This window comes from Enterovibrio makurazakiensis (assembly GCF_050336585.1).
Taxonomy (GTDB): domain Bacteria; phylum Pseudomonadota; class Gammaproteobacteria; order Enterobacterales; family Vibrionaceae; genus Enterovibrio; species Enterovibrio gelatinilyticus.
Map to the genome: position 1 here is coordinate 1 of NZ_JAKJSE010000013.1, position 24,751 is coordinate 24,751.

The 24,751-nt window shown below is 44.5% G+C and carries 17 protein-coding genes and 1 pseudogene; all 18 read left to right on the plus strand.

Annotation, left to right across the window (positions count from 1 at the left end; translation table 11 throughout):
* The first annotated feature begins 705 nt into the window (after positions 1 to 705).
* On the plus strand, positions 706 to 1,440 hold the full coding sequence (locus L4D06_RS10725) for a thrombospondin type 3 repeat-containing protein (protein ID WP_429739322.1): 735 nt from the start codon (positions 706 to 708) through the stop codon (positions 1,438 to 1,440).
* A 23-nt stretch (positions 1,441 to 1,463) separates the two neighbouring features.
* Positions 1,464 to 1,823 carry a hypothetical protein gene (locus L4D06_RS10730; protein WP_429739324.1) on the plus strand — a complete coding sequence of 120 codons (360 nt, stop codon included), beginning with the start codon at positions 1,464 to 1,466 and terminating at the stop codon, positions 1,821 to 1,823.
* A 17-nt stretch (positions 1,824 to 1,840) separates the two neighbouring features.
* A complete protein-coding gene (locus L4D06_RS10735) occupies positions 1,841 to 2,203 on the plus strand; it encodes a hypothetical protein (protein ID WP_429739326.1) in 363 nt (120 codons plus the stop codon).
* A 96-nt stretch (positions 2,204 to 2,299) separates the two neighbouring features.
* The gene (locus L4D06_RS10740; RefSeq protein WP_429739327.1) at positions 2,300 to 8,161 is read left to right on the plus strand and encodes an RHS repeat-associated core domain-containing protein; all 5,862 of its coding nucleotides are present in this window, start codon (positions 2,300 to 2,302) and stop codon (positions 8,159 to 8,161) included.
* 71 nt (positions 8,162 to 8,232) lie between these two features.
* Positions 8,233 to 8,706 carry a hypothetical protein gene (locus tag L4D06_RS10745; RefSeq protein ID WP_429739329.1) on the plus strand — a complete coding sequence of 158 codons (474 nt, stop codon included), beginning with the start codon at positions 8,233 to 8,235 and terminating at the stop codon, positions 8,704 to 8,706.
* A 75-nt stretch (positions 8,707 to 8,781) separates the two neighbouring features.
* Positions 8,782 to 9,862 (plus strand): annotated as a pseudogene (locus L4D06_RS10750) (transposase).
* Between the two features lie 232 nt (positions 9,863 to 10,094).
* Positions 10,095 to 10,379 carry a type VI secretion system PAAR protein gene (locus tag L4D06_RS10755; RefSeq protein WP_274164265.1) on the plus strand — a complete coding sequence of 95 codons (285 nt, stop codon included), beginning with the start codon at positions 10,095 to 10,097 and terminating at the stop codon, positions 10,377 to 10,379.
* Positions 10,380 to 11,269: 890 nt separating this feature from the next.
* Positions 11,270 to 11,812: a type VI secretion system contractile sheath small subunit gene (gene tssB, locus L4D06_RS10760; protein WP_429739331.1), complete on the plus strand. Its 543-nt coding sequence runs from the start codon at positions 11,270 to 11,272 to the stop codon at positions 11,810 to 11,812.
* The gene (tssC, locus tag L4D06_RS10765; protein ID WP_274164263.1) at positions 11,812 to 13,287 is read left to right on the plus strand and encodes a type VI secretion system contractile sheath large subunit; all 1,476 of its coding nucleotides are present in this window, start codon (positions 11,812 to 11,814) and stop codon (positions 13,285 to 13,287) included. The genes tssB and tssC overlap by 1 nt, the downstream gene beginning before the upstream one ends.
* A gap of 3 nt (positions 13,288 to 13,290) precedes the next feature.
* Positions 13,291 to 13,728, plus strand: coding sequence for a type VI secretion system baseplate subunit TssE (gene tssE / locus L4D06_RS10770; RefSeq protein ID WP_274164262.1), 438 nt, complete (start codon positions 13,291 to 13,293; stop codon positions 13,726 to 13,728).
* The gene (tssF, locus tag L4D06_RS10775; protein ID WP_274164261.1) at positions 13,729 to 15,495 is read left to right on the plus strand and encodes a type VI secretion system baseplate subunit TssF; all 1,767 of its coding nucleotides are present in this window, start codon (positions 13,729 to 13,731) and stop codon (positions 15,493 to 15,495) included.
* Positions 15,459 to 16,502, plus strand: coding sequence for a type VI secretion system baseplate subunit TssG (gene tssG / locus L4D06_RS10780; protein ID WP_274164260.1), 1,044 nt, complete (start codon positions 15,459 to 15,461; stop codon positions 16,500 to 16,502). Before tssF ends, tssG begins: the two co-directional genes overlap by 37 nt.
* Before the next feature lie 8 nt (positions 16,503 to 16,510).
* Complete coding sequence (tagH, locus tag L4D06_RS10785) at positions 16,511 to 17,965, plus strand: type VI secretion system-associated FHA domain protein TagH (RefSeq protein ID WP_274164259.1); 1,455 nt, start codon at positions 16,511 to 16,513, stop codon at positions 17,963 to 17,965.
* A 4-nt stretch (positions 17,966 to 17,969) separates the two neighbouring features.
* Positions 17,970 to 18,437 carry a type VI secretion system lipoprotein TssJ gene (tssJ, locus tag L4D06_RS10790; protein ID WP_274164328.1) on the plus strand — a complete coding sequence of 156 codons (468 nt, stop codon included), beginning with the start codon at positions 17,970 to 17,972 and terminating at the stop codon, positions 18,435 to 18,437.
* Positions 18,438 to 18,439: 2 nt separating this feature from the next.
* Positions 18,440 to 19,774, plus strand: a complete 1,335-nt coding sequence (gene tssK, locus L4D06_RS10795; protein WP_274164258.1) for a type VI secretion system baseplate subunit TssK — start codon at positions 18,440 to 18,442, stop codon at positions 19,772 to 19,774.
* Positions 19,775 to 19,777: 3 nt separating this feature from the next.
* Positions 19,778 to 20,569 carry a type IVB secretion system protein IcmH/DotU gene (gene icmH, locus L4D06_RS10800; RefSeq protein ID WP_274164257.1) on the plus strand — a complete coding sequence of 264 codons (792 nt, stop codon included), beginning with the start codon at positions 19,778 to 19,780 and terminating at the stop codon, positions 20,567 to 20,569.
* A gap of 11 nt (positions 20,570 to 20,580) precedes the next feature.
* Complete coding sequence (gene tssH, locus L4D06_RS10805) at positions 20,581 to 23,196, plus strand: type VI secretion system ATPase TssH (protein ID WP_274164256.1); 2,616 nt, start codon at positions 20,581 to 20,583, stop codon at positions 23,194 to 23,196.
* A 3-nt stretch (positions 23,197 to 23,199) separates the two neighbouring features.
* Complete coding sequence (locus L4D06_RS10810; protein WP_429739334.1) at positions 23,200 to 24,750, plus strand: sigma-54 interaction domain-containing protein; 1,551 nt, start codon at positions 23,200 to 23,202, stop codon at positions 24,748 to 24,750.
* Position 24,751 lies beyond the last annotated feature (1 nt).

Consider the following 24,751-nt stretch of genomic DNA (forward strand, 5'->3'; position numbering starts at 1 on the left):
GGAGTCGTGATAGGAGTCGTGATAGGAGGAGGAACTGTCAATATTGGTTAATGTAGGCGATAGAATTTAACGCATGGCCGACTAAATATTTCTCTTTATTCTTCATATCACCTTTCGTATTTATAGTGGTGATATCAACCCTAATTATTCAACCTTGTCATTAATGATTGCTTACATCATCCATTTTGATGAAGAAAGTATTAAGCGACCTACCTACCCACCCATAATTTTAAGTCATCATCAGTTAAGTTTTATTAACAACTTTTTAGTTGAATGATTTGTTTTGGAGATTTTAGTCGCATTGCCGAAATAAGCGTCAATGATGTATTTTGGTGTGGATATTAAAGTCAAAAGCATCCGTTTTTTTTGATTCGAAAACTTTTCATTTAAATATGAGGCTTATGCGTTAGTTATCACTTCTTGATCCGAATGACATGAGGTTGTGTCATATGTCTTATATGGTGAAATAATCAATGTGAGTTGCTTGGTCTATTCGGTTTTAAATCTGATTTTGGTTTATTTTTATTTGGATTCATATATATGAGAAAGGCTTAAGTGTCATTTTAGTGAAATAGACCCTAAATTGAGAATTTAGAAAATTGACTAATATTTAGCATTCCTTTGCTTAAGTAGGTAGACAATACTTTCGGAACAAACAAAGAAAATAATCATAGACATTGACGTTGGTAGATTAGGGTGTGAGATATGAATGATTACATAGTGATAAATTGCGCTATAAAATCAGATCTATATAGAAAGATAATTCTTGCGGTCTGTTTAGCTAACCTATCACCAATTGCTCACGCAGTTTCAGTGGAATATGAGATTGATTCCTTAGGGCAGATAAAAAAACAATCAGTCGATGGTTATTTCTCGACCACTTATACATTCGATGCTTTAGGCAATCGAACGACAGAAAAATCAATAATCTTCGCTTCTGACTCTGATCTAGACCTAATTTTGGATCGGTTTGACAACTGTCTAACGCTTTCAAATCCACAGCAAAATGACTTTGATAGAGACGGTGCTGGCGACCTTTGTGATACCGATGACGATAATGATGGCGTTCTTGATACTGAAGACGCATTTCCTTTTGATGCTAGTGAGAGCGTTGATACTGATGGTGATGGTGTGGGTAACAACACTGATACCGATGATGATGGGGATGGTGTGTCGGATAATAGTGACCTATTCCCTCTAGATAGTTCCGAGGCCTCCGATAATGATGGTGATGGTATCGGTGATGCCGCAGACACTGATGATGATAATGATGGTATAAACGACACTATCGATAATTGCCCATCAGTGGCTAATCCAGAACAAATTGATTCAGATGAAAATAACCAAGGCGATATGTGCAGCTCTGATGTAGAAGAGTGCGAGGATTGTAATAATTCCGTAAGCGGATGGCGTTCGTATATACCGTTGATTGGGAAGTAATGTAAATAGGAGCTGGTTTTAAAATGAAGCTTATTTCGAAGATCGTAACCATCATAATACTGTGTGTCTTTAGCATGATTTCTTCTGCCACAGAAGCTGAGTTAGATTCTAAAGTGATCTCGCTGATGACAACTCATAACGATAAGTTTGGGGGTTGTATGGCTCGACTATATGACAATATTCAGACATTACTGCCTGAATGTGGGAGTAACTGGGTGACGTTCAGTTGCAATGGGCAATTTGCCGATGAGCAACGAGGGACTAGGATGTTTGACCAAGCTCAGCTTTCTTTGACTGCAAATAAAAGTATAAAGGTTACCGTTGATGATCAATACAAGATCGAAGGGTACTGTTTTGTGAAAAGAATTGATATCAAAAACTAATTTCATGAGGAGGCATCATGAGGGTTTACACGTATATAGTACTTCCAATTTTTTTGGTTCTAGGTTCTTTCTCTATTGCAAATGCAGCGGTTCATACAATATTCACAACTGTAGAAGCAGTCAGCGTTACAAGCGATAATTCATTTGGTGGCTGTATGGCGAAGTTATCGGAAAGCCCTTCTGAAAACCTACCAAGTTGCGGTGAAGACTGGGTAACGTTTAGTTGCACTGGGGAGTTCACGGATATGGCACGTGGATATAAAATGCTTGATCAAGCTCAACTTGCATTCATATCACAGAAGTCCGTTATCTTAAGGGTTAGAGATGATCTTTCGCATGATGGCTATTGCTTTTCAGAGAGAATAAATGTCTCTAATTAAGTGCTAGATTATAAATTTCCCATATTAATATCGCAATTTATAGAGTTGCGATGAAAGGCCTTCATGTGTTCAATAAGATTCGTAATGGAGTAGAGCATGCATTGTAAAGCTAATGATTTTTGTTGTCACTTGAAGAGAATAATATCCGCAATTATATTAAGTGTTCTTTCATTTTCTGGTTTTGCTTCAGAGCAAACTGCAACATACAAAAAAGGTTATCAGTCTTTTGATCTTACACCCGTAGTTGGGGAGGAAGCTTTACTAGCTACACTGAACAAAAACTTCGAAGAAGTATCAGATTATCAGCCCAATACTCAAATAACGGCGAGATCTTCGAATTCTACAATCACGCCCGTTGCCCCATCTTCCGTGAAGGAGATGGCGAGAGCACTGAAATATGATTTGGACTTGATACGTGAATATGTGTACTTACATGTCGACACGTATCCAGTGTGGGGGATACAAAAAGGTGCGTTGGGAGCGTTAATAGAATCAAAAGGAACACCTGCTGATTTAGCAATGTTAACGAAAGCCCTGTTAGATGAGTCTGATATTGAAGCTTACTATACAATTGGTTTCGTGAAATTATCGGGAGATTTTCTAGCAAGATGGTTCGGATTAGATGCAAACAGTGCTTGTGGTATAACCCAAGTTCTTGTTAATTCTCAGATTCCATATAAAGATGCCGTATTCGAGGAAGAGGTAGACTGTAATGGTCAAGCAAATTTAACCAAGCTCACATCGATTGCGGTAGGTCATGTCTGGATTGAAGCAATCGTCGATGGCCGGTTAATTGCACTTGATACCAGTTTAAAAGACAACGCATATAGTTATGGACTAAACAAAAACAATATTTACCAGATTGTAGGGTATAGCCGCAATGATCTGATGTCTACCGCAGTTGAAGGGGCAACTTTTACCTCAACTAGCGTGACGAATCTTAATCGCGATGGTGTTCGTCAGAAGATGGATGAATACACGACCAAGCTTATTGAGCATTTTAGAAAAGAATACCCGACAGGAAGTTTGACTGATGTTATTGGTGGGTATGAACGACGTGGCCTGTTCCCATTTAATTACAATGCCTACGAGAGACAACTGAATTTAAATCAACTTCCAAACTCTCTGAGGGTATTGCTTACAATTCAATATGAAGGCATAGATTTTTCGCTATATTCAGATGAAATGGCGGGCAAGAGAATTACCATAACCTATAGCGAGGATCATCGACCGATTCTTAATATCGATGGTGTTGAGCAAGCTAGGGGAAACATTCTACCTTCAGGTCATCGATCTGAAATATTACTGAAAGTCGAACATCGGGCTTACAGTATTGATTCTGTAAACCTGACCACACGTCACGCAGCAACTGAAGGGGGTATCTATTTAGTTGCCGCGAACTTCGGGAATGTCGGGCACACCATCATCGACCACCAACAGGCAAAATCATCGCTCGCGCAGTTATCTGGCGTGGATCCTGATAGCGAAGAGACTAAAGGGAATAACTTAGGGCTGTTGGCTGCTAATTGGTTCGTTCAATTGCAACGCTCCTCCGATATTGAATCGAGCCTTTTGGATACCAAAATGCTGTATCACCATTTGGTGGGCATTGCTGGATATAATGGAAGTCCATATATAGATGTGGCGGCCGCCACATCATCGGTGCATGCCGTTGATGATGTAGCGCAAAAGAAACGTTTCATTATGGGCCATGCTGGGCATGGAAGCATTTTGGAATCGACCTCGGTGGAGCAAAATAGTGGGGCTCCAGCAGCGTCGGCTGCCAGTGTTTTAGATTTTAATGCAAAGAATGGCGGAACTTTCTATCAAATGACGGCAGCCAACTTTGATCAAGTCTACCCAAACTTAATTAACTGCAGTGCCTACAGAAATACATTGCAGGGTTTTGTTAATGAGGGATCTGTCATTCAAATCCCTAAAAACTGCGCCATCCAAATCAATGAATGGAGCGGCGTAGGCTACTACACCATCAACAATACAGATTCTAGCCTCGCTGTTGGCGCCTTGGTTCATGCAGGGCAAAGTAATTTTGACGGAGGATATTCAACACTTTATACGCGACCTATTACTTGGTATACACGATCATATAGTATGGCGTCATCTCAAAGACTTCGACAGAACACACGTCGTTTCTTTGGTGATCCTATAGATATGACGAAGGGGAACTATATATTTGAGAAGTCAGATATATCTACTGGTTTTGGCGAGTTTCCAAATAAGCTGACCTATACAAGACAATATAGCTCTGGTCTTAACACAACAGACTCTACAATGGGATATGGCTGGAAAAATAACCTAACTTACTCTGTTAGAAAGGCATCGAATGGACTTCAAGCCTTTGGGCTGGACAGCGCGCTTGATGCAACGGCTGTTATTGTTGAACACGCGATAACACAAGATTTGTTGTTCCCAGACAATCCCAATCTTCCCGCTTCAATGACGGCAGCTATATTGAATGGTTGGTTATCGGAACAACTCATGGACAATACCGTCATTGTAGAAAAAGGCTTGAACGGAGACACATTCGTAGAGTTAGCAGATGGAACGTATAACTCACCTCCGGCAAGTGCTGCATTGCTGAGCAAAAGTGACAACGACCTATACAGCTATACCGCTCAAAATAACGAAAAGCTTGAGTTTTCTGAAGATGGAAAGCTTGATCGGCTGATTCGTCCTGATGGATTCCAAGTGAAATTCTCTTATTTGGATGGACTGATTTCAGAGATAAAAAACAGCGTTGGAAGGCAGTTGAGTTTTCAATACAACGCTGAAGGGAAGTTATCCAAGGTAACTGCTGGAACACGCAGTGTTAACTATACTTACGACACTGATGGAAACCTATCGACATCGACAAATGCGAGAGGAGACGTAACACGGTACACATACGATGATGCGCATAGAATGTATCAATATTTCATGCCTAGCAAACCAAATGTTGCTGTTGTAACCAATCAATATGATACGGAAGGAAGAATACGCACTCAAAATAATCAACACGGTCAACAGTTTGAGTATTTCTTCTCTGGTACGCGGTCTGAAGAAGTCGGCCCTTATGGTAAGAGCAAGATTAGCTATGTTAATTATTGGGGTAAAACGTTAAAAGAGATATCTGCGGAAGGCTATGTTAAGACGAAAGAGTATGACAACTTAAACCGCAAGGTTAAAGAAGTTTTCCCAGAAGGAAACTATGTGAAATATTCTTACGATGATGCGTCTTGTATTAATCAGAAGAGATGCAATCATAAAGTTTCACTTGAAACACATTTCCCTAAACCAGAGTCAGGAAATGGAAGGTTAAGATATAAACGTATTACCTATCATCCGGTATTTAACGAAGTTACCACGATCACTGACTTTAGAGGGAATCGGACATATAACTACTACAATGAAAAAGGGCAACTAACAGCCACCCTGAAGTATATTGACCAAGAAGAGGTAAATACGAAGTATGAGTATTCCGACTTTTCAACAGAATTTGGTCCGATTTCCTTAGTTACAGAGAAAACAGAAGACGTTAATCTGTTTTCACAGCGAAAAACCACATATACCTATAATGTAGCGGGCCATTTGGAACCCTATGAAGAAATCGTCGACAGTCGTTCTGGTGGACTGAATTTAACCACCACAAGGGGATATAACTCATCAGGAGACCTTATTTCTCTTGATGGCCCAAGAACGGATGTTAATGATGTCGTTATCTATAGTTATGATGTTGATAGAAATAAGGTTTCCACATTGCACCCCGATGGGGCTATATCAAAGTCGGCTTATGATGGCGATAACAATCTAATAAGAAGTGCTAATAAATTAGGTAATAAATGGATGGTTACCTGCGTTACCTATACAGACAGCCAAAAAGAAGCGATGAAAGTAGGTCCATATCTGACCTCATCAGAAGCGACCTGTCCTTCGATGACGTCGGTTCATAGCCCAGTAACGGTAAAGAACTATGATGCGTTGGATAGGGTAAGTGATAGCACTGAATTACTGCTAGATGCTGATGGCGGGTCAAGGAAAACAGCATATACATACTATTTGGATGATAAAAAGAAAACCATTTCTCAAGCTGTGGGCTCAGATTCTCAAAGAACCTATCTCTCTCTCACGTACACTCCAAACGGAAAGCTGCAAACAGAGACGGATGCTGGAGGAGCTGTCACTAAATATGATTACGATGGCTTTGATAGAATGGTCAAAAAGACATTCCCTGACAAAAACATTGCAGGCCAGCTTTCCAATTTCTCTGAGGAGTTTGAACATGATAAAAATGGAAATGTGACAGCAGAGAAACGTAGGTCAGGTGCATGGGTTTACAAATTCTATGATGAAGTAAATAAACTACGCCGCATTGACTACCCTGGAACCAATGATGATATCTATTTTGGCTATGACTATGTGGGGAACAAAACAGTTTCTCGATACATAAACAACCGGAATGTCATAATATATGAGTATGATATTGCTGGTAGGTTGGTAGCTAAAACATCTGATAACAAGACTATAAATTATCAGTATGACAATGCGGGTAACCGCATAAGAATGGAGTGGCCAGAGTTTGAGAATGATGAGTTCTTTATTTCTATGGAGTATGACTCCAGAAATCGAATGGAACGGGTTTTAGAAAAAGATAGTTTTGTTCTCGCATCGTATACATACGATGACTTGTCACGCCGAATCTCAGTGATGAATGGAAATAATACATCTGTAAATTATACTTTTAATGATGCAGGCAGAATCTTAAGGCTGTCGAACGATCTTGTAGGTAATGAGCAGGACATTGAATGGAACTATCAAACTAATCGTGTCGGGGAGATAACAAAGGTCGATTTTGACAACGAACGATTTATTTGGAGGTCAGCAGAAAGTAACGACTTATCATTTACGGCAAACTTGCTTAATCAATATACGAATATAAATGGTAGTTCAATTGTTTTCGACGCAAGAGGTAACTTGATTTCAGATAAGGATGGCACTAGGTACCGATATGATCTGGATAATAAGCTGACATCTGTCATTAAAAATGGCCGTTTGACCTCATTATATTATGACGCAGAGGGCGATTTAAGTTATGTAGTATCACCAGGCTCTAAGACCCGACTATATTACAGTGGGAAAAATCTCATCGGTGAATATGAGCCGAATAGAAAACTGAGAAAAAGATACGTGTTTGGCCCGGACGTGGATGAACCTTTAGTGAGCTACACTGGCGATGGTTTTAGTGATGCAGAGTGGTTATACAAAGACCATCTTGGCAGCATAGTCGGTAAGGCCGGGTTGAGTGGAGCCATGTCAGACATATATGCATATGGGCTATTTGGAGAGCAATCAATATATCCAAACAGTCGCGACGAGAGGTTTGGATTTACAGGGCAACAACATTTTGACGATTTGGGTCTTGTATATTTTAAAGCTCGTTTTTACTCACCGAGTATCGGTCGATTTATGCAAGTAGACCCGATTGGATACAAAGATAACCGTAATCTTTATCTGTATGCCAAAAATAACCCAATGATAAATAAGGATCCCACGGGAAAATTTTATGTTCAGGCTATTGGTGCTGGTGTGTCATTCGCTGCGAACTTCCTTTATCAGACTCAAACACGAGGGTTTGGAAACTATGACTACGTACAGTTAGGAACTTCAGCAGCTATTGGAGCGGTAAATGCACATCTTGGGGTTCGATATGGTATTGGCTCGACGGTAGCTGGTACATTTGCTGTAGGGGCTGGGAGTAACGTTGCTCAGATGGGGATTAGTGATTATCGTAGAGGTAGATTATCACCAACAACTAACTACATTTACTCTGGTTTTTCAGGTGGTTTGTCGAACTTAATTGGCGGTCGGGTAAGTTCCTTTAGTTATCGCCCCTCGAGTTACTTCAGTAGAAGTTCAATCGGACGCTCCGCTATATCTAGCTACGTAGGTAATGCTAAATAATAATTTCACCACTCTATTCTCAAGTGCAGAATTAGATGGATAGGGTGGTGAAAATAGTGATTGAGGCTTAAGTGGAGTTACTTTTCTTCGTGCTTTTCTTGTATTTCATTAGAACCCCTACCTACGCAGGGTTGTTTGGGTTCAAAGAGCGGTATGGTATTCTCCAGCACACACCATTTACTAAAACAATAGCGGTTTTGTCTGTAGTCGGTGCAATCGTTATCCTTAGTGTTTATTTTCTAAATATGTTTGATAGGTCTCAATATTATGAATTCTTGATGCTACTGGCGTTTGTTTTGTTATTGGCTGCCATTTTATCTTTAGAGAGTTTTTTTTCAAAAGGAAATTATAACGACAAGTCAATTACCTACTCTACAATTTGGAGTGGAGAGAAGAGGCAGGATTGGAACGATCTATCTGAAGTGAAATTTAAAGGAGACCAAATAAAATTGTTGTTTGCTGATGGGTCATCAATAAGAGTGTTTGTAATTATGGGTGGCTACAATTATATGTTGGATCTACTGGAAGAGAAAGATTTCAAGTAGCATCATGTTGTCCACTTCCCCTATGCCGAGAAAGTTTAAACTTGGGTTTTGCCACAGATAAAGCAGTAGAGCACCATGAGGAAGTCACGGTTCACTGAATCACAGATTGTCACGATCCTCAAAGAAGCCGACGCTGGTATGAAAGTTGACGATATTTAACGTCAACACGGCATCAGTAGCGCAACTTATTACAATTGGAAGGCCAAGTATGGTGGGCTTCGTGCATCTGAACTGAAGCGTATTAAGGAGCTAGAGGCAGAAGATACCAAGCTCAATATAATGTTTGCGACATCAGTTTGGAAAACCATGCCATGAAGGCGCAGTTCGCAAAAAAAGGATTGGTAGTGTGTGAGAAGCGAGGTTGTACACGCACGTTAGCCGCCGGAGGCCTGAGTGTTTTTCGTGCATGCCGGCTGAGGGTACAGGGACGCGCGAGTTACTATCGAGAGCCCAAGGATTGGTGTATTTGCGATGCTGAGGTTATTGGTACCATTAATGCGGTACTTAAAAAGTCCCCAATGATGGATTCTGGAAGAGTTTCTGGCGAATAAATCAAAATATTAACGTTTCAATCTTAAGCGGTTATACCGTGTTTACTGCCGTATGGGATTAAACCTATAACGGCGTCAAAAACGCACACTACCGCCACGAATTGCTATGCCGCTGGATGTGGTGGATACACCTTATCCACCCATTGGCACTCGACTTTGTCCATAACTCCCTGTATTGAGGTAAACGCATTCGGACGCTCAATATTCTCGATGAAGCAACACGCGAATGTTTAGCAATAGAAGTCGATACCAGCTTACCAGCGGGACCTGTAGTACGTGCCCTTGAACAATTGGAACAAGAACGCGGCCTACCAAAACAGCTTCGTATGGATAACGGGCCCGAGCTTATCTCTTAACCGACTGGTGTAAAGCACACGATATTGACCTTGTGTATATTTAGCCTGGAAAGCCTCTGCAGAACGGTTTTGTTGAACGTTTTAATGGTTCATTCGGATGCATATGTGTTTGGTTCACTCGTTCAGGTTCGAGATATGGCATGGGTGTGTGATTATAATCAAGAGCGAACCCACGAAAGTTTAGGAAATATCCCTACAGCGGTATACCTGAGAAAACTGGAAACGTCTTATTATGAGTTGTCTCATTAAATGGGAAGTGGACACTATCATTCTGCCGTCAATCGAGCAATTTGTTGCTTGATGAGCAAGTTTTCATCAGTTYATAGGCAATATATTGCTCGATCATTGCTTGGAGGTTAGCTAACTACTTGAAAATACGTGTGTAGCTGTTGGCKTRTTAATTGCTTYATGGATGAGTATCGAACAACCGCCATTACTGTTGCCCAGTAGAGGCGGTCTCATTGAACAAGGATGATATTTTATGGGAAATGCTGTTGTGCTAGGTAACATTGGAACAGATCATGATGGATTTCATCCTTCTCCGGTTATCTCAGCATCCCCAGATGTCAAAGTCGATGGCATCCCTCTTGCCCGTCAAGGTGATGCATTGGCGCCTCATGACAAACCCAAAAAYCCACCTCATGGAAGAAGCATTGCTGCAGGCTCAGGGACTGTTTTCGCGAACGGAAAAGCGGTGGCGCGGACAGGCGATGCGGTTGGTTGCGGYGGAGTCGTGATAGGAGGAGGAACTGTCAATATTGGCTAAATGATGCAATAGAAAAAATTAAAATGGCCGAGTTTTTATTCAATATATTTTGGTGTTTTAATAAGTATAACCTTATAGCGATAACCATAGTGATGTCAGTTCCAATTAATGCACCTTGTCATTAATGTCTGCTTACATTATCCATTGTGATGATAAAAGTACTAGGTAATTAGCCTGCCCCAATTAAATATCCTTTTTGTCAGTAGTGACTTTCTTATGTCGTCAGATTTTAACTGTGTATCATCTCAATTATGAGATGATTGTTCTACTGATGAATATTATAGATGTAGATCTTATTTCTATATTTTTCTATGCAAAATTTCACTTCTTTTTCTTGTGGTCTGTCGGGGTCATGTTTCATGATGTGCACAGACAAAGAATAAAAAAGTTAGTATTGGTTTTGGCAATAACTAGCTACATAAATATAACTAAAATTAGAATGTGCTTAATTACTGTTGGGATAGAGATTTCCTTACCTGTAGTTAATGGCGCAAATTACAAAATTTAAACGTTGGTTGGCAAAGTTCTACGGTGGCACTCTTAAACATTGATGGCGATCAAAGGCATCAGTTTCCTTGATTTTTTTGAACTTGTTCTGTGGTTCAAGGTTAGCTGTTGTTTTAACTCATCTTTTTCTGTTTTCCCTCCTGTTGTTCTCTGCTTTTATTGATAATTATGTTCGCTAGAAGTTGCTTTCTTGGTGTTGCCATGTAAGTGGGTTCCTGCTTCGCATTTTATCTAACTCAATCGCATAGTTTCTATTTTGAGACGAGTGCTTATGTTTCTAAATTATTTAAATTGACTGATTTATTTGTGTTGAAATTGGTGAATTAAAATSTAGCAACGATTCCGTTGTACGACATCTCTAAAACGTAAAGGAGAGCAAGATAATGGCGAAAGAGGGCAGTGTTGCACCAAAAGAACGTATTAACATTAAGTATGTTCCTGCAACAGGTGACGCGCAGGCAGAAATCGAACTTCCGCTAAAAATGGTGGTTTTGGGCGACTTTAAAGGACACCCAGAAGATACATCAATTGAGGAAAGGGAAGCTGTTTCTGTAGACAAGAATAATTTCACATCAGTGATGAGAGAGAGTGGTCTTGCTATTAAAGCCTCTGTTCCAAATGTTATGACTGAGGAAGATGGACAAGAACTTCCTGTGGAATTGTCTTTTAAATCTTTGGCTGACTTTTCACCAGATGCGATTGCGAAACAAGTACCAGAACTTAATAAACTTGTGGAACTTCGTGAGGCATTGGTCGCATTGAAAGGCCCTCTTGGAAATATTCCTGCTTTTCGTGGACGCCTCCAAGAGTTGCTTGCATCAGAAGATTCCCGAGAGAAATTATTGGCTGAATTAGACCTAGTAGGTGCTGACGATAAACCAGCTCCTGACGCTWAACTCACGCAGAAGAGAAAAGGATTTTGTTAATGTCCGTACAAGAAAAAACGCTTGAGAGCTCTGTTAGCGAAACTGGCAGTCTGCTCGACGAAATCATGGCGCAAACCCGTCTTGCTCCGAGTGAAGAAGGTTATGACATTGCCAAGAAAGGCGTGGCTGCTTTTGTTGAGAACCTAATTGGTTCCGACAAAGAGCAAGAGCCAGTCAATAAGGCGCTGGTCGACCAAATGTTGGTAGAGCTCGACAAAAAAATCAGTGCTCAAATGGATGAAGTACTTCACAGCGAACCTGTGCAAGAAATGGAATCTGCTTGGCGTGGTTTGAAGCTGTTGGTCGACCGTACTGACTTTCGCGAGAACATCAAAATCGAAGTGTTGCATGCAACCAAGCAAGAGCTTCTAGATGATTTTGAATTCGCGCCAGAAACCACGCAGTCTGGTTTGTATAAACACGTTTATTCAGCAGGCTATGGGCAGTTTGGTGGTGAGCCAGTGGCGGCGCTTGTGGGTAACTATGCGTTTACTCCGTCAACGCCTGACATGAAACTTCTACAGTATGTCGGTTCAGTGGGTGCGATGGCACACGCGCCATTCTTATCATCCGTTGCTCCAGAGTTCTTTGGCATTGACTCGTTTGAAGAGTTGCCAAACCTGAAAGACGTGGCGGCAACATTCGAAAGCCCTCGTTACACCAAATGGCGTTCGTTGCGTGAATCTGAAGATGCACGTTATATCGGTTTAACAGCACCGCGCTTCTTGCTTCGTGTGCCGTATGACCCAGTAGAGAACCCAATCACTTCGTTTAATTACCGTGAAAATGTGAGTGAATCTCATGAAAGCTACCTGTGGGGTAACACTGCATTTGCTTTGGCATCACGCTTAACGGAGAGCTTCGCCAAGTACCGCTGGTGCCCGAACATTATCGGTCCGCAAAGTGGTGGTGCAGTGGAAGACTTGCCGGTGCATTTGTTTGAATCTCTGGGTGCATTGCAAGCCAAGATCCCAACCGAAGTGCTCGTTACTGACCGTAAAGAATTTGAACTGGCGGAAGAAGGCTTCATTTCTCTGACCATGCGTAAAGGCAGTGATAACGCAGCATTTTTCTCGGCTAACTCCATCCAGAAGCCGAAAGTCTTCCCTAACACCAAAGAAGGCAAAGAGGCCGAAACCAACTACAAGTTGGGCACTCAACTGCCGTACATGATGATCATCAACCGTTTGGCGCATTACATTAAAGTGCTACAGCGTGAGCAGATCGGTTCATGGAAAGAGCGTCAAGATCTAGAGCGTGAGCTTAATACTTGGGTTCGTCAGTATGTGGCAGATCAGGAAAACCCACCAGCAGAGGTTCGTAGCCGTCGTCCACTTCGTGCAGCGAAAGTCGAAGTATTGGACGTAGAAGGTAATCCAGGTTGGTATCAAGTGTCTTTGTCTGTGCGTCCGCACTTCAAATACATGGGTGCAAACTTTGAATTGTCACTTGTTGGTCGTTTGGATCAGGCGTAATCGATGGCAATCCCTGATGCAGATGACATCGCGTACGGCGTCAGTTTCTTTCAACGGTTAGAAACTGATGCGCCGCAACGCTCTGTGACACAAGGTCCAGATCCGGCCGACGTGCTCGACTCATTGAAAGTCAATGTTTCGAATCTGCTTAACGCGCGCATTGGGGAATCCCTCAGTGCGCCCGATTTAGGACTGATTGATTTTAACGATGCTGCACTGAGTTCACACGATCTGGCATTGCAAATTCGCCGTGCGATTCGCCGATGTATTGAGACGTATGAACCGCGTATCAAGAGCATGGATATAAATGTGCTACCTGATAACGGATCGCCGCTCAATTTACGATTTCAGATTTCAGCGTCGGTCAACCTCGGTGCTATGCACCGCAAAGTACAAATTGACCTTCTTTTAGACAGTAATCGCAAATACAGGGTAGTTTAGGTGTCAAGGAATCGATATTTCAGGGATGAACTTGCTTTCTTAAGAGAGCAGGGACTCGAGTTTACGGAAGTTTATCCGCAGCTTGCCCGTTTTCTAAATAGCCGTCACACCGACCCAGATGTTGAGCGTTTGCTTGAAGGTTTCGCGTTTCTGACAGGGAGACTTCGCCAGAAAGTCGAAGATGAATTTCCTGAGTTAACGCATTCCATTATTAACATGCTTTGGCCGAACTACCTTCGCCCAGTGCCAAGCATTAGCATTGTACAATTCTCACCAGATGAAAAGGCGCTGACTTACGCTCAAACTATTGAAAAGGGCACACAGTTGGATGCCAATCCTGTGTTTAGCACGGTTTGTCATTTTAGAACTTGTCGAGATGTCAGCATCTACCCTTTACGTCGTAATAGTGTCAGCACTGTTCATACCCGTGAAGCCTCTTTAGTTGATGTGGAACTAGGGATCTTGGGCGACCAAAGTGTCGGTCAAATTGGCCTTAAGTCCCTGAGATTCTTCTTAAGTGGCGAAACTTACAGCGCTGAAATGCTGTACCTATGGCTCAGCCACTACCTTGAAAAAGTGGAAGTGGTTGTGGGTGATAAAATCGTCACCTTACCAAAGAATTGCTTCAGAGCGGTTGGCTTTGAAGGGGATGATGCGATTCTCCCGTACCCTAAAAATGTCTACGAAGGATATAGGATTTTACAAGAGTACTTGTCGTTTCCAGAGGCATTCCTCTTCTTCGATGTGGCAGATTTAGGGCGTTATGTCCCTGCGGATGTGACGGGGAAATTCACATTGCGCTTTAGCTTTTCGAAGACCTTGCCGCCAGATGTCAGAGTCAAAGATGAAACGTTTGAGCTCAACTGTACTCCCGTGATTAATCTGTTTGAGCATGACGCCGATCCAATTGATCTCAATGGCAAAAGTGCAGAATACAAAATCACGCCATCGAGCCGCTACGCTGCGCATTATGAAATTTTCAGTGTGGATACTGTTCAGGGATGGCAAGAAAATAACGTTGGGCGTATACGCGGTCAAATTCGAACCTATACCCCGTTTGAAAGCTTCCAACACGAAATTGAACGTGCGCGAGATCGTAAAGCGCTTTACTACCGAGTTCGTGTCAAAGACAGTATTCACAACGATGGTTTTGACCATCATATTTCGTTTGTCCGCAGCGACGAAACGGAATGCACAGGGTTTAGTGAAGCTATTTCACTGTCGTTAACCTGTACTAACAGACAATTGCCCGTTGAGTTGGGTAAGGGTGACATTTGCGTACCGACAGATTCGTCGCCAGCTTATGCCAGTTTTAGCAATTTGACGGAACCCACTGCGCCAATGCGTCCCATGTTGGACGGTACGTTGTTATGGACGCTTATCTCGAACTTATCTCTTAATTATTTATCTTTGCTTTCAAAAGATGCGCTGTCTTCAGTGTTGCGTGCTTACGACTTTCGCGCCTTGGTTGACAGGCAAGCCGAGCGTGTATCACGCCACCGACTAGATGGCATTGTTGAGATCAATTCCTCTCCAATTGAAAAGCTTATTCGTGGCTTACCTGTTAGGGGCTTAAGGTCAGAAATTACGTTGTCTCAAGCCTCTTTTGGCTCAGAAGGTGAACTCTATATTTTCGGCACAGTGCTAAGCCGCTTTTTCTCGCTCTACGCCAGCATTAATTCGTTTCACGAACTTGTCGTGATAAACGCAGACAACCAGGAAAGGTATACATGGGGTCTACAAAACGGACAACAGCCACTGATTTAGAGGCTTCCGTCGCTCCAGGTATATCTGACGATATGGGGAGCGATAATGTCGATAGTTTGCTGCCCAAAAATGTGCGTGGCTACAACTTCTATCAATTGGTGGAATTGCTGCACAACATTGGCGACCTCGATCCAGAAGACGAGGTTTCGACATCGAGCAAAATTTTGTTTGGAGCCAATCCAGGGTTGGGGTTTGCAGCCAGTGATGTTTCTGCTCTGGATGCGGTAGAAGGCGACCGTTTGCGTCTTGAAACCACGTTCTTTGGTATGAGTGGTGCTCAGTCACCACTACCGGGTTTTTTCATTGAAGACATCCTGACAGAAAGCGAAGAAACGGGGCTGAGAAAACCGTTTTTGGATTTTTTCAATCACCGTCTTTTGACCTTGGTTTATCAAGTTTGGCGCAAGTACCGCTACTACATTCGTTTTCGTGAAGGCGCGACTGATGCCTTTTCCGCGCAGCTTTTCGCATTGGTGGGTTTGGCTGATGAAAACCTACGGGGTGAGACCCCCATTAACTGGTGCAAGATGCTTTCTTACGCTGGTGTATTGGCCGGAAGAAGCCGTTCACCACAGGTAGTGGCAGGCATCATCGCTCATTGCTTCGATCTCGACGATGTGTCTATTCGGCAGTGGGAATTGCGTCATGTTGATATTCCAGAAGAACAAAAAATGCGCTTGGGCATGGCCAATGCCGCCATTGGCATGGATTCAGTGATCGGCAGCAAAGTGGGTGACAGGAGTGGAAAGTTTGTCATTTGTATCAATGGTCTTACTCAAGCTCGTTTTCGTGATTTCTTGCCATCAGGCAAGGAATATCTGCCGCTTATCACGCTCGTAGAATTTGTGTTGCGAGAGCAGATGGCATTCGATTTAGAGCTTGGTATTAAGCATGACGAAGCTCCACCCATGCAACTAAGCCAAAGCAAGCCTGCATCATTGGGGTGGTCATCATTCACGGGTGTGACTGATAAGCCTCGTATCGTGCGTATCCAAATCAGGCAATAGAGGGAACTATGTCACAACACTATTCGGGCACGGAAAGTGAACGTCAAGAAGCACGTTTGCAAGCGACGTTTGTTGTTACGAACACTCAGCACCTTGAGGCGGGTTTGTCGGCCTCTCACACGTTTTCACAGAGTGGTGGAACTCTGGGCGCTAGCCCTTCAGATGATTGGCACCTTCGTGACCGTGAAGGTCGCGTGTTTTCTCATCATGCCGAGATTGTTGAAGTGGATGGTCAATTGTGTCTCTTGGATGCCCGTGGTGCGAGCTATATGAATGGGGCAACCATGCCAGTTGGTGCACGAAGAACAGTGCGTCTGAACGATAACGACATGGTCCTTATTGGCCCTTACGAAATCCGGATTCACTTAACTGAAGAAGGTATGGCCGTCGGGCAACATGGCTTGGAAAATGTGTTCTTACATCAGCATCGAGCAGAAGACATTGGTTCTGATATAGAAAACGATGACGATGAGATACAAGAAGATGATGCCATTGACGACCCTCTTGCTGCACTAGACGCCATACAAGCATCTAACACGTCCACGATCGACCCTTTGAGCGATCAAACGGAATCACCAACCCCACACCAAGAACGCGAAGACTATTTGCTCGCTCGTGACAAAGAATGGCATGGAAGTGAAAGGACTGTTCACGCCGACAGCGAATATGAAATGAGTTCTGCCATCACTTTGAAAAAGACTTTAACCAACGAGGATTCCCTTATGGATGACAAAACACTTGAGCGCCTTGAACGAGCAGTCGGGCAAGACTATGCAAAGCAGGACGCCGCGGAACAGGGTCATGGTGAGCAAGCGTTTACTGGTTACTCAGGTAGTGATTACAGTGCAAACGTATCCGCTGATGACACTAACCACTTAGTGGTTGGGCCTATGTTAAGGGGGTTGGGTGCGCAAGCTGGAAACACCAACAACATGGCTGAAATGCAAGCACTATCAGAAGAGTTAGGAGCGTCACTTCAAGCTGCGGTTCGAGGTTTGTTGGAGTTGCATGGTCAAGTGCAAGAAAGCCGCTACGGGGTGATGAATAAAAACCTTCAACCGATTGAAGACAACCCACTTCGTCTTGGTCTGCCATATCAAGAAACGGTTGAGACGATGTTCGACCGTGATCGTAGTGCCGTACATTTGTCTGCCCCCTCGGCGATTAGTGAGAGCCTGACTAACGTGCGTCATCATAACGAGGCCGTTCAAATCGCGACAATCGAAGCACTCGGTCAGATCCTTCGTGCCTTCTCACCCGATGTGTTGATGCGTCGATTCAGTGCATATCGCCGCCCTGGACAAGTGACTCCAGAGTCCGCTGATGCATGGGCGTGGAACATGTATAAAAGCTATTACAACGAATTGACGTCAGATAGGCAGAAAGGGTTCGAGAAACTGTTTTGGGAAGTGTTCGATCAAGCCTATGACCGCAAGCTTCGTGAGAAGCAGTTGGAGGTCTAACGTGATGTTACGTCTGATTGCCTTACTGGTCTTGCTACAGCTCGCGGGTTGTGCGGGGTCAGATCTCCCGCAAGATCAGCCGACTACGGTGACATTTAGCATCGTGGCGACAGGGAACGTAAACCCAAACATTAGTGGTGACGCGACGCCAGTTGAAGTGCAGGTCTTTGAGCTAGAAGACGACTCCATGTTCTTGTCGTCAGATTTTGAGCAATTGGCGGAAGACGCTGAGGGCGCACTGAAAAGCAATTACGTCGACCATCGTGATTATTCAATGGTTCCGGGCCAGTTCAAATTCGTCGATGAATTTGAGATTGAAGATGACACCCGCTACATCGCCACCATGGTGCGGTATTCCGACCCTGATGTGAGTGAATGGAAGAAAGTCGTCAAGATCCTCCCAATCGGCAGGAAGTATCACCTGCTTTTCTTCATCGACACGAACGAAGTCATACTCGATAAAGTGGAATAAAGATGTCAGCGAGAAACCGTGTTGTATGGAACGAGGGGCTGTTCGTTAAGCCACAGCATTTTCAACAGCAACAACGCAATATGGAATATGTGTTAGACGAAAGGATTTCGGCGGTTAGTCGTTACCTCTATGGTATTTCTGAAATGACGTTGAATGCGGAATACCTAAGCTTTGGCCGCATCGCGTTGGACAGTGCGACAGGCATTATGCCCGACGGCACCGTATTTCGAATTCCTCAGGAAGACATTCAACCTGAAGCGTTAGAAGTGGCAGATAGCTCACTCGCAAATCAGATTGTTTATCTGGCAATCCCACTGCGAAGCGATTCGATCACCGAAGTCAGTTGGCCAGAAGGCGCGGGCTCTGGCCGTTATGTGTCGACGAGCCAAGAAGTACGAGACATTCACACCTACCAAGGCGACATGGCTCCAATTGATGTCAGCCCTGTTAGCTTGCGTTTGATGCTGGAAAAAGAAGATCGCAGTGCGTATGCGTCAATTGCGATCGCTCGTATTCTTGAGAAACGTCCTGATGGCAGTGTGCTGCTGGATGAAAGCTTTCTTCCTTGTCACATCAATGTGAGTGCCGTGTCTGCTTTACACCGCTTTATCGGTGAAATGGCAGGGCTAATGCGTGAGCGAGCCAAAAACATCTCACAGCGTATTGGTGCGCCAAGCCAAGGCGGGGTTGCCGATGTATCAGACTTCATGTTGTTGCAATCACTTAACCGTATGCAACCTCAACTTCAGCACCTTTCACGTTTGCGAAGCCTTCACCCAGAGCGTCTCTATGAAGCCTTGTCGTCTATGTGTGGTGAATTAGCGACCTTCACGGATGAAAGCCGAATGGCTCCGGAGTTTGGTAGCTATCAGCATGACTTGCCCGTTGGTTCATTCCGACCTGTGATGACACGTCTTCGTCAATCGTTGAGCATCGTGCTTGAGCCTAGAGCGGTATCGATTCAACTGCATCAACGCAAATACGGCCTCATGGTTGCGCCGCTTCAAGATCCATCAATGGTTCGCGATGCTGACTTTATATTGGCTGTACGTGCACGCATGCCAATGGAAGAATTGCGCAAGTTGTTTGTTCAACAAACCAAAGTCGCTTCGGTTGAGAAAATCCGCGAGCTGATTTCGCTTCAATTACCTGGGATTCCCATCTCGCCATTGCCAGTTGCACCGCGACAATTGCCTTATCACGCGGGGTACACCTATTACCAATTGGACAAAACCAGTGCTGCGTGGGGCATGTTAGCCAACGCCAGTGGTTTCGCCTTCCACGTCGCAGGGAACTTCCCAGACATCGATCTGCAGTTCTGGGCAATAAGGAGTTAAGTCATGGCTGAAATGTATATCGATACCCCCGATCGCGAACGCCATTACGACCATCTTTTATTCGATGAAGCCGCAAACATCGACGCTGATCAGGATTACTGGTTCAAGTTACGTGGCGATAACATCAACCCATTGATTGATGCTGCGACACCGTTACTTGGTATGGCACTGCGAGTGAGAAAGTTATCCGAGTGCCACAACGTGGACGCTATTTACAAACAAGCCGTTGAAGAAGTGAAAGCCATTGAAGTTGAACTGACGGAAAAGAACTACGACCACGCGGTGATACTTGCATACCGCTATGTCCTTTGTTCGTTTGTGGATGAAGCGATCATGAGCACACCTTGGGGCGCAGACAGTGTATGGGCTGAACACTCATTGTTAACGCGTTTTCACAACGAGACGTGGGGCGGTGAGAAAGTGTTCACGATCTTGTCGCGTTTGGAAAGTGAACCAGAACGGTACAAGCCCCTTCTTGAGTTCATTTTCTTGTGCCTAACACTGGGTTTTGAAGGCCGCTACAAAGTGATGGAAAAGGGCAGAGAAGAGTACGAAAAGGTCATCACCAAACTTCATCAATTGTTACGTCAGTTGGAAGACAACGAACCATCGTCACTCACCAGCGCTGCCGACAATGTGGTTTCGACCAAATATCGTCTAAGTAAGCAAATGCCGGTTTGGACGATCTTTGCAGGCTTTGCGACCTTATTAGTGGTGGTGTTCATTGGTTATTCACTGGCACTAAATAGCAAAACATCTGGCGTACTCGCACAACTTAGTCAACTTCTTCAATAACAGGTGAATCCGTGATTCGAATCGAACTTCACACGCTAATTGGCAAACTTAACCCGCAAACCAAGCTGGCATTAGAGCAAGCGGGCGCATTGAGCATTGAACGTCAGAACCCTGAAGTAACGACGGAGCACTTACTGTTTGCTCTACTTGAAAATCCTCTGTGTGATGTGCGCATGTTGCTCAATAGCGCCGAGATCGATCACAGCCATATTCGCCAATTGACCGGCGATTCCATGAGCCGAGAAATTGCCCACGAAAGCACGCCTTCGTTTTCACCGCTTTTGGTGGAATTGCTTCAAGATGCATGGCTTTTGGGTTCAACAGAGATGGGTCATGTCGAGATTCGTTCGGGCATCATTTTTCTGGCGGCACTGATGCGCCCAGATCGTTATTTACCGTTTAACGTGATTCGACAGTTAGAATCGGTGAATCGTGAGACAGTGAAAAAGCACTTTGACCGTATTACTGAAACATCTTCTGAAACCGCGGTTAAATCCTCATCAAAATCCGGTAACACCCCGATTGCAGCCGAAGCTGAGACCGCGATAGCGCGTTTTTGTACCAATTTTTCTGCTATGGCGAGGCAAGGGGAGCTTGATCCTGTGCTTTGCCGAGACGATGAAATAAACCTGATGATCGATATTCTCTGCCGTCGTCGTAAGAACAACCCGATTGTGGTTGGCGATGCGGGCGTGGGTAAAAGTGCGGTCGTGGAAGGTTTAGCTCAGCGCATTGTGGATGGGAATGTCCCGGAATCTCTGCTAGGCATAGACCTTATGTCTCTCGACTTGGGTTTATTACAAGCAGGTGCATCGGTGAAAGGCGAGTTTGAAAAGCGCCTCAAAGCCATTATTGACGAAGTGAAAACGTCCCCAACACCGATCATTCTATTTATTGATGAAGCCCACACTTTGATTGGCGCAGGTGCGCAAGAGGGCGGTGGTGATGCGGCTAATTTACTTAAACCCGCACTTGCCCGCGGCGAACTGAGAACAGTGGCAGCCACAACGTGGAAAGAATACAAAAAGTACTTTGAAAAAGATCCTGCACTGAGTCGTCGCTTTCAATTGGTGAAGTTAGATGAACCGAGCAGTGCGCAAGCTGTAGATATTATGCGTGGTCTTCACGGCGTTTATGAGAAAGCACACAAAGTACTTATCAGCGATGATGCTTTGGTTGCGGCCGCCGAGCTTTCTGAGCGTTATGTGTCAGGACGACAATTGCCGGATAAAGCCATTGATGTGCTAGATACCGCCTGCGCCCGAATCGCGATAAATCTCACTTCTCCGCCGCGTCGTCTAGCGGAGCTTGAAACCAAAACTGTTCAGCGTCAGCGTCAAATAGATATGTTAAGTCGCCAAGCGCAGCTCGGCTATGACGTAGATAACGAACTATTGGCGTCGCTGGAAGCTGACGAAGCAAATGACCTGCAAGAGCAAGCGTCATTACGTGAAGCGTGGCAAGATCAAAAAGCCTTAGTACATGACATCGTCGAGAAACGCCAACAGATCCTTGCCGTGCCAGCCGACGATGAAGAGCCGCTGACCGAAGAGCAACGCGACGATATTCGCTCGTCATTGCAAACCCTTTACCGAGAACTCGATGCGATTCCACACAACCATCGCTTGGTTCATCCTCACGTTGATGCACAGCAAGTTGCCGAGGTGATTGGTGATTGGACCGGTGTTCCTGTTGATCAAATGAATACTGATGAACTAAGCCGAATTACGCATCTACCTGATCTGCTTGGCGCTCAAATTAAAGGGCAAGATGTTGCGCTCAAATGTATTCATCGTCACTTGCTGACAGCTCGCGCTGATCTGCGTCGTCCTGGTCGCCCGAAAGGTGCGTTCTTACTGGTGGGGCCAAGTGGTGTTGGTAAAACTGAAACCGTGGTGCAACTCGCTGAGTTGTTGTACGGAGGAAAGCAGTTTTTGACCACCATCAATATGTCGGAATACCAAGAGAAACACACGGTCTCGCGTTTGATTGGGTCGCCGCCAGGATATGTCGGGTATGGAGAGGGCGGTATTTTAACCGAAGCAATTCGTAAAATGCCTTACTCGATTGTACTGCTAGATGAAGTCGAAAAAGCGCACCCTGAGGTGTTGAACCTGTTCTATCAAGCATTCGATAAGGGCGAATTAGCCGATGGCGAAGGGCGTGTTATTGATTGCCAAAATGTTGTCTTTTTCCTCACGTCTAACCTGGGCTACCAAACTATTGTGGATTTTGCCGAGCAGCCCGATGAACTCGAAGAGCAACTGTATCCAGAGTTGGCAGCGTTCTTTAAGCCTGCACTTCTTGCTCGTATGGAAATCGTTCCTTATCTGCCACTGAATGGCGATACGTTAAACGCCATTATCAAAGGCAAGCTTCAGCGTTTGGTTAAGGTATTCGAGCAACGATACAAAGCGGAAACAGATATTGATGATGCATTGATTGGCGAAATTCAGCGTCGAGCGACCCGCGCAGAAAATGGGGCGCGTATGCTTGAAGCCATTATTGAAGGCCAATTGCTGCCACCTGTGTCTTTGGCATTGCTCAATAAATTGGCGGCGCGTGAACCTGTTCAATGTGTTCGCTTGACAGCGGAAGACGGCGAATTCGTTAGCGAGGTCATTTAAACAATGGTTGATTGGCTTTCCATTGCAGCGTCTATCACCCACTCGCGGGATAAAGGCCAGTTAACGGCCGCATTCTCGCGACAGGTGGAAGCGGCGCTTGGCGTTTCACATGTTTGGGTGATGTTTCCCTGCGAGCAGGGAAGAAAGCTCTGTGCGCAAGGCAATGAAAGCCGCTATCAGTGGGAAGTAGACGATTTCACACATCCATTTGCCCATGTGTTTCAATCGGCTTCTGCCATGCTACTTGACCCCGCGAAGCTAAATTATTGGTTAGAAAACCCCGCGTTTATAGATCTGATGTCTTTGCGTTCGAAAGGGGAGAGTGTGTTGATCATGCCTCTACCCCCTGGTGTGAAGCGCATTAATGCACTCATGGTGATGACAGGGCCTGCATCCGTATTAAGCAGTTTATTGGCTGATCATCAGTGGGCGCGTACCTGTGAAATATTTACAAACCAATGCCAGATGATTACCGATCTTGGTGAGGAGTATCGTCAGATTTCGGTGCTGAGTACCTCAATCGCTGAAATTCGTCGAGATGAAAAGGACAGAGAGAAAGCGTTTGAACTAAAAAGCGTCTTGATTGGTGAAAGTGCACAGATGCAGGAAATGCGGAACAAGGTGGTGACGGCTGCGCAGTCGTCTCTCAATGTGTTGATTTGTGGCGAAACAGGAACTGGAAAAGAGTTGGTTGCGCGTGCTGTTCATGAACTGTCTGACCGTAAGGGCAACGCATTTGTGGCGATCAACTGTGCGGCAATCCCTGAAAACCTTCTGGAAAGTGAACTTTTTGGTCACCAGAAAGGGGCATTTTCTGGTGCCGACCGCAATAAGTCCGGCCTTATCGCTGACGCCGATGGCGGGACCTTATTCCTCGATGAAATTGGAGATATGCCGCTCGCATTGCAATCCAAACTACTGCGTGTTTTAGAGACACGTAGTTATCGTCCTGTGGGTGGGTCTAAAGAAATTCGTGTTGATTTTCGTCTTGTGGCAGCGACCCACGTCGCAATGCAAGAGAAGACGGAGAGCAATGAATTTCGTCGTGACCTTTTCTATAGACTCAATCAGTTTCCGATTTTTGTGCCTGCTTTGGTTGCTCGCAAAGCGGATATACCAGAGCTATGTCGCCACTTCATCAATACCTATAACCAAGCTGCTGGTGTGGGTATCACTGGTATTCGTTATGCCGCTATCGACTTGCTAAATCGTCACGACTTTCCTGGCAATGTTCGTGAACTTCGTAACCTTATTGAATACGCCTGCGCCATGACACCTAACGGAGAAGAAATTTCCGCTGAGAGCTTTGGTGAGCATGTTTTTGAACAACGCACCACGTCGTTACCCAATGTTGATCAAGTGGAAAATGAGAGTTTTATCGGCGTTGATCTCACCAATATCAAGGACCTAAGAGCCGCGGTTCAACACTTCGAAATCAGTGTTATTCGATCGCGCCTAACTAGCTTTGATGGCGACCGTACAAAAGCCGCGGAGAGCTTGGGTTTACCTAAGCGCACATTGGCACATAAGTGTTTGAAAATGGAGATAAGTTAAT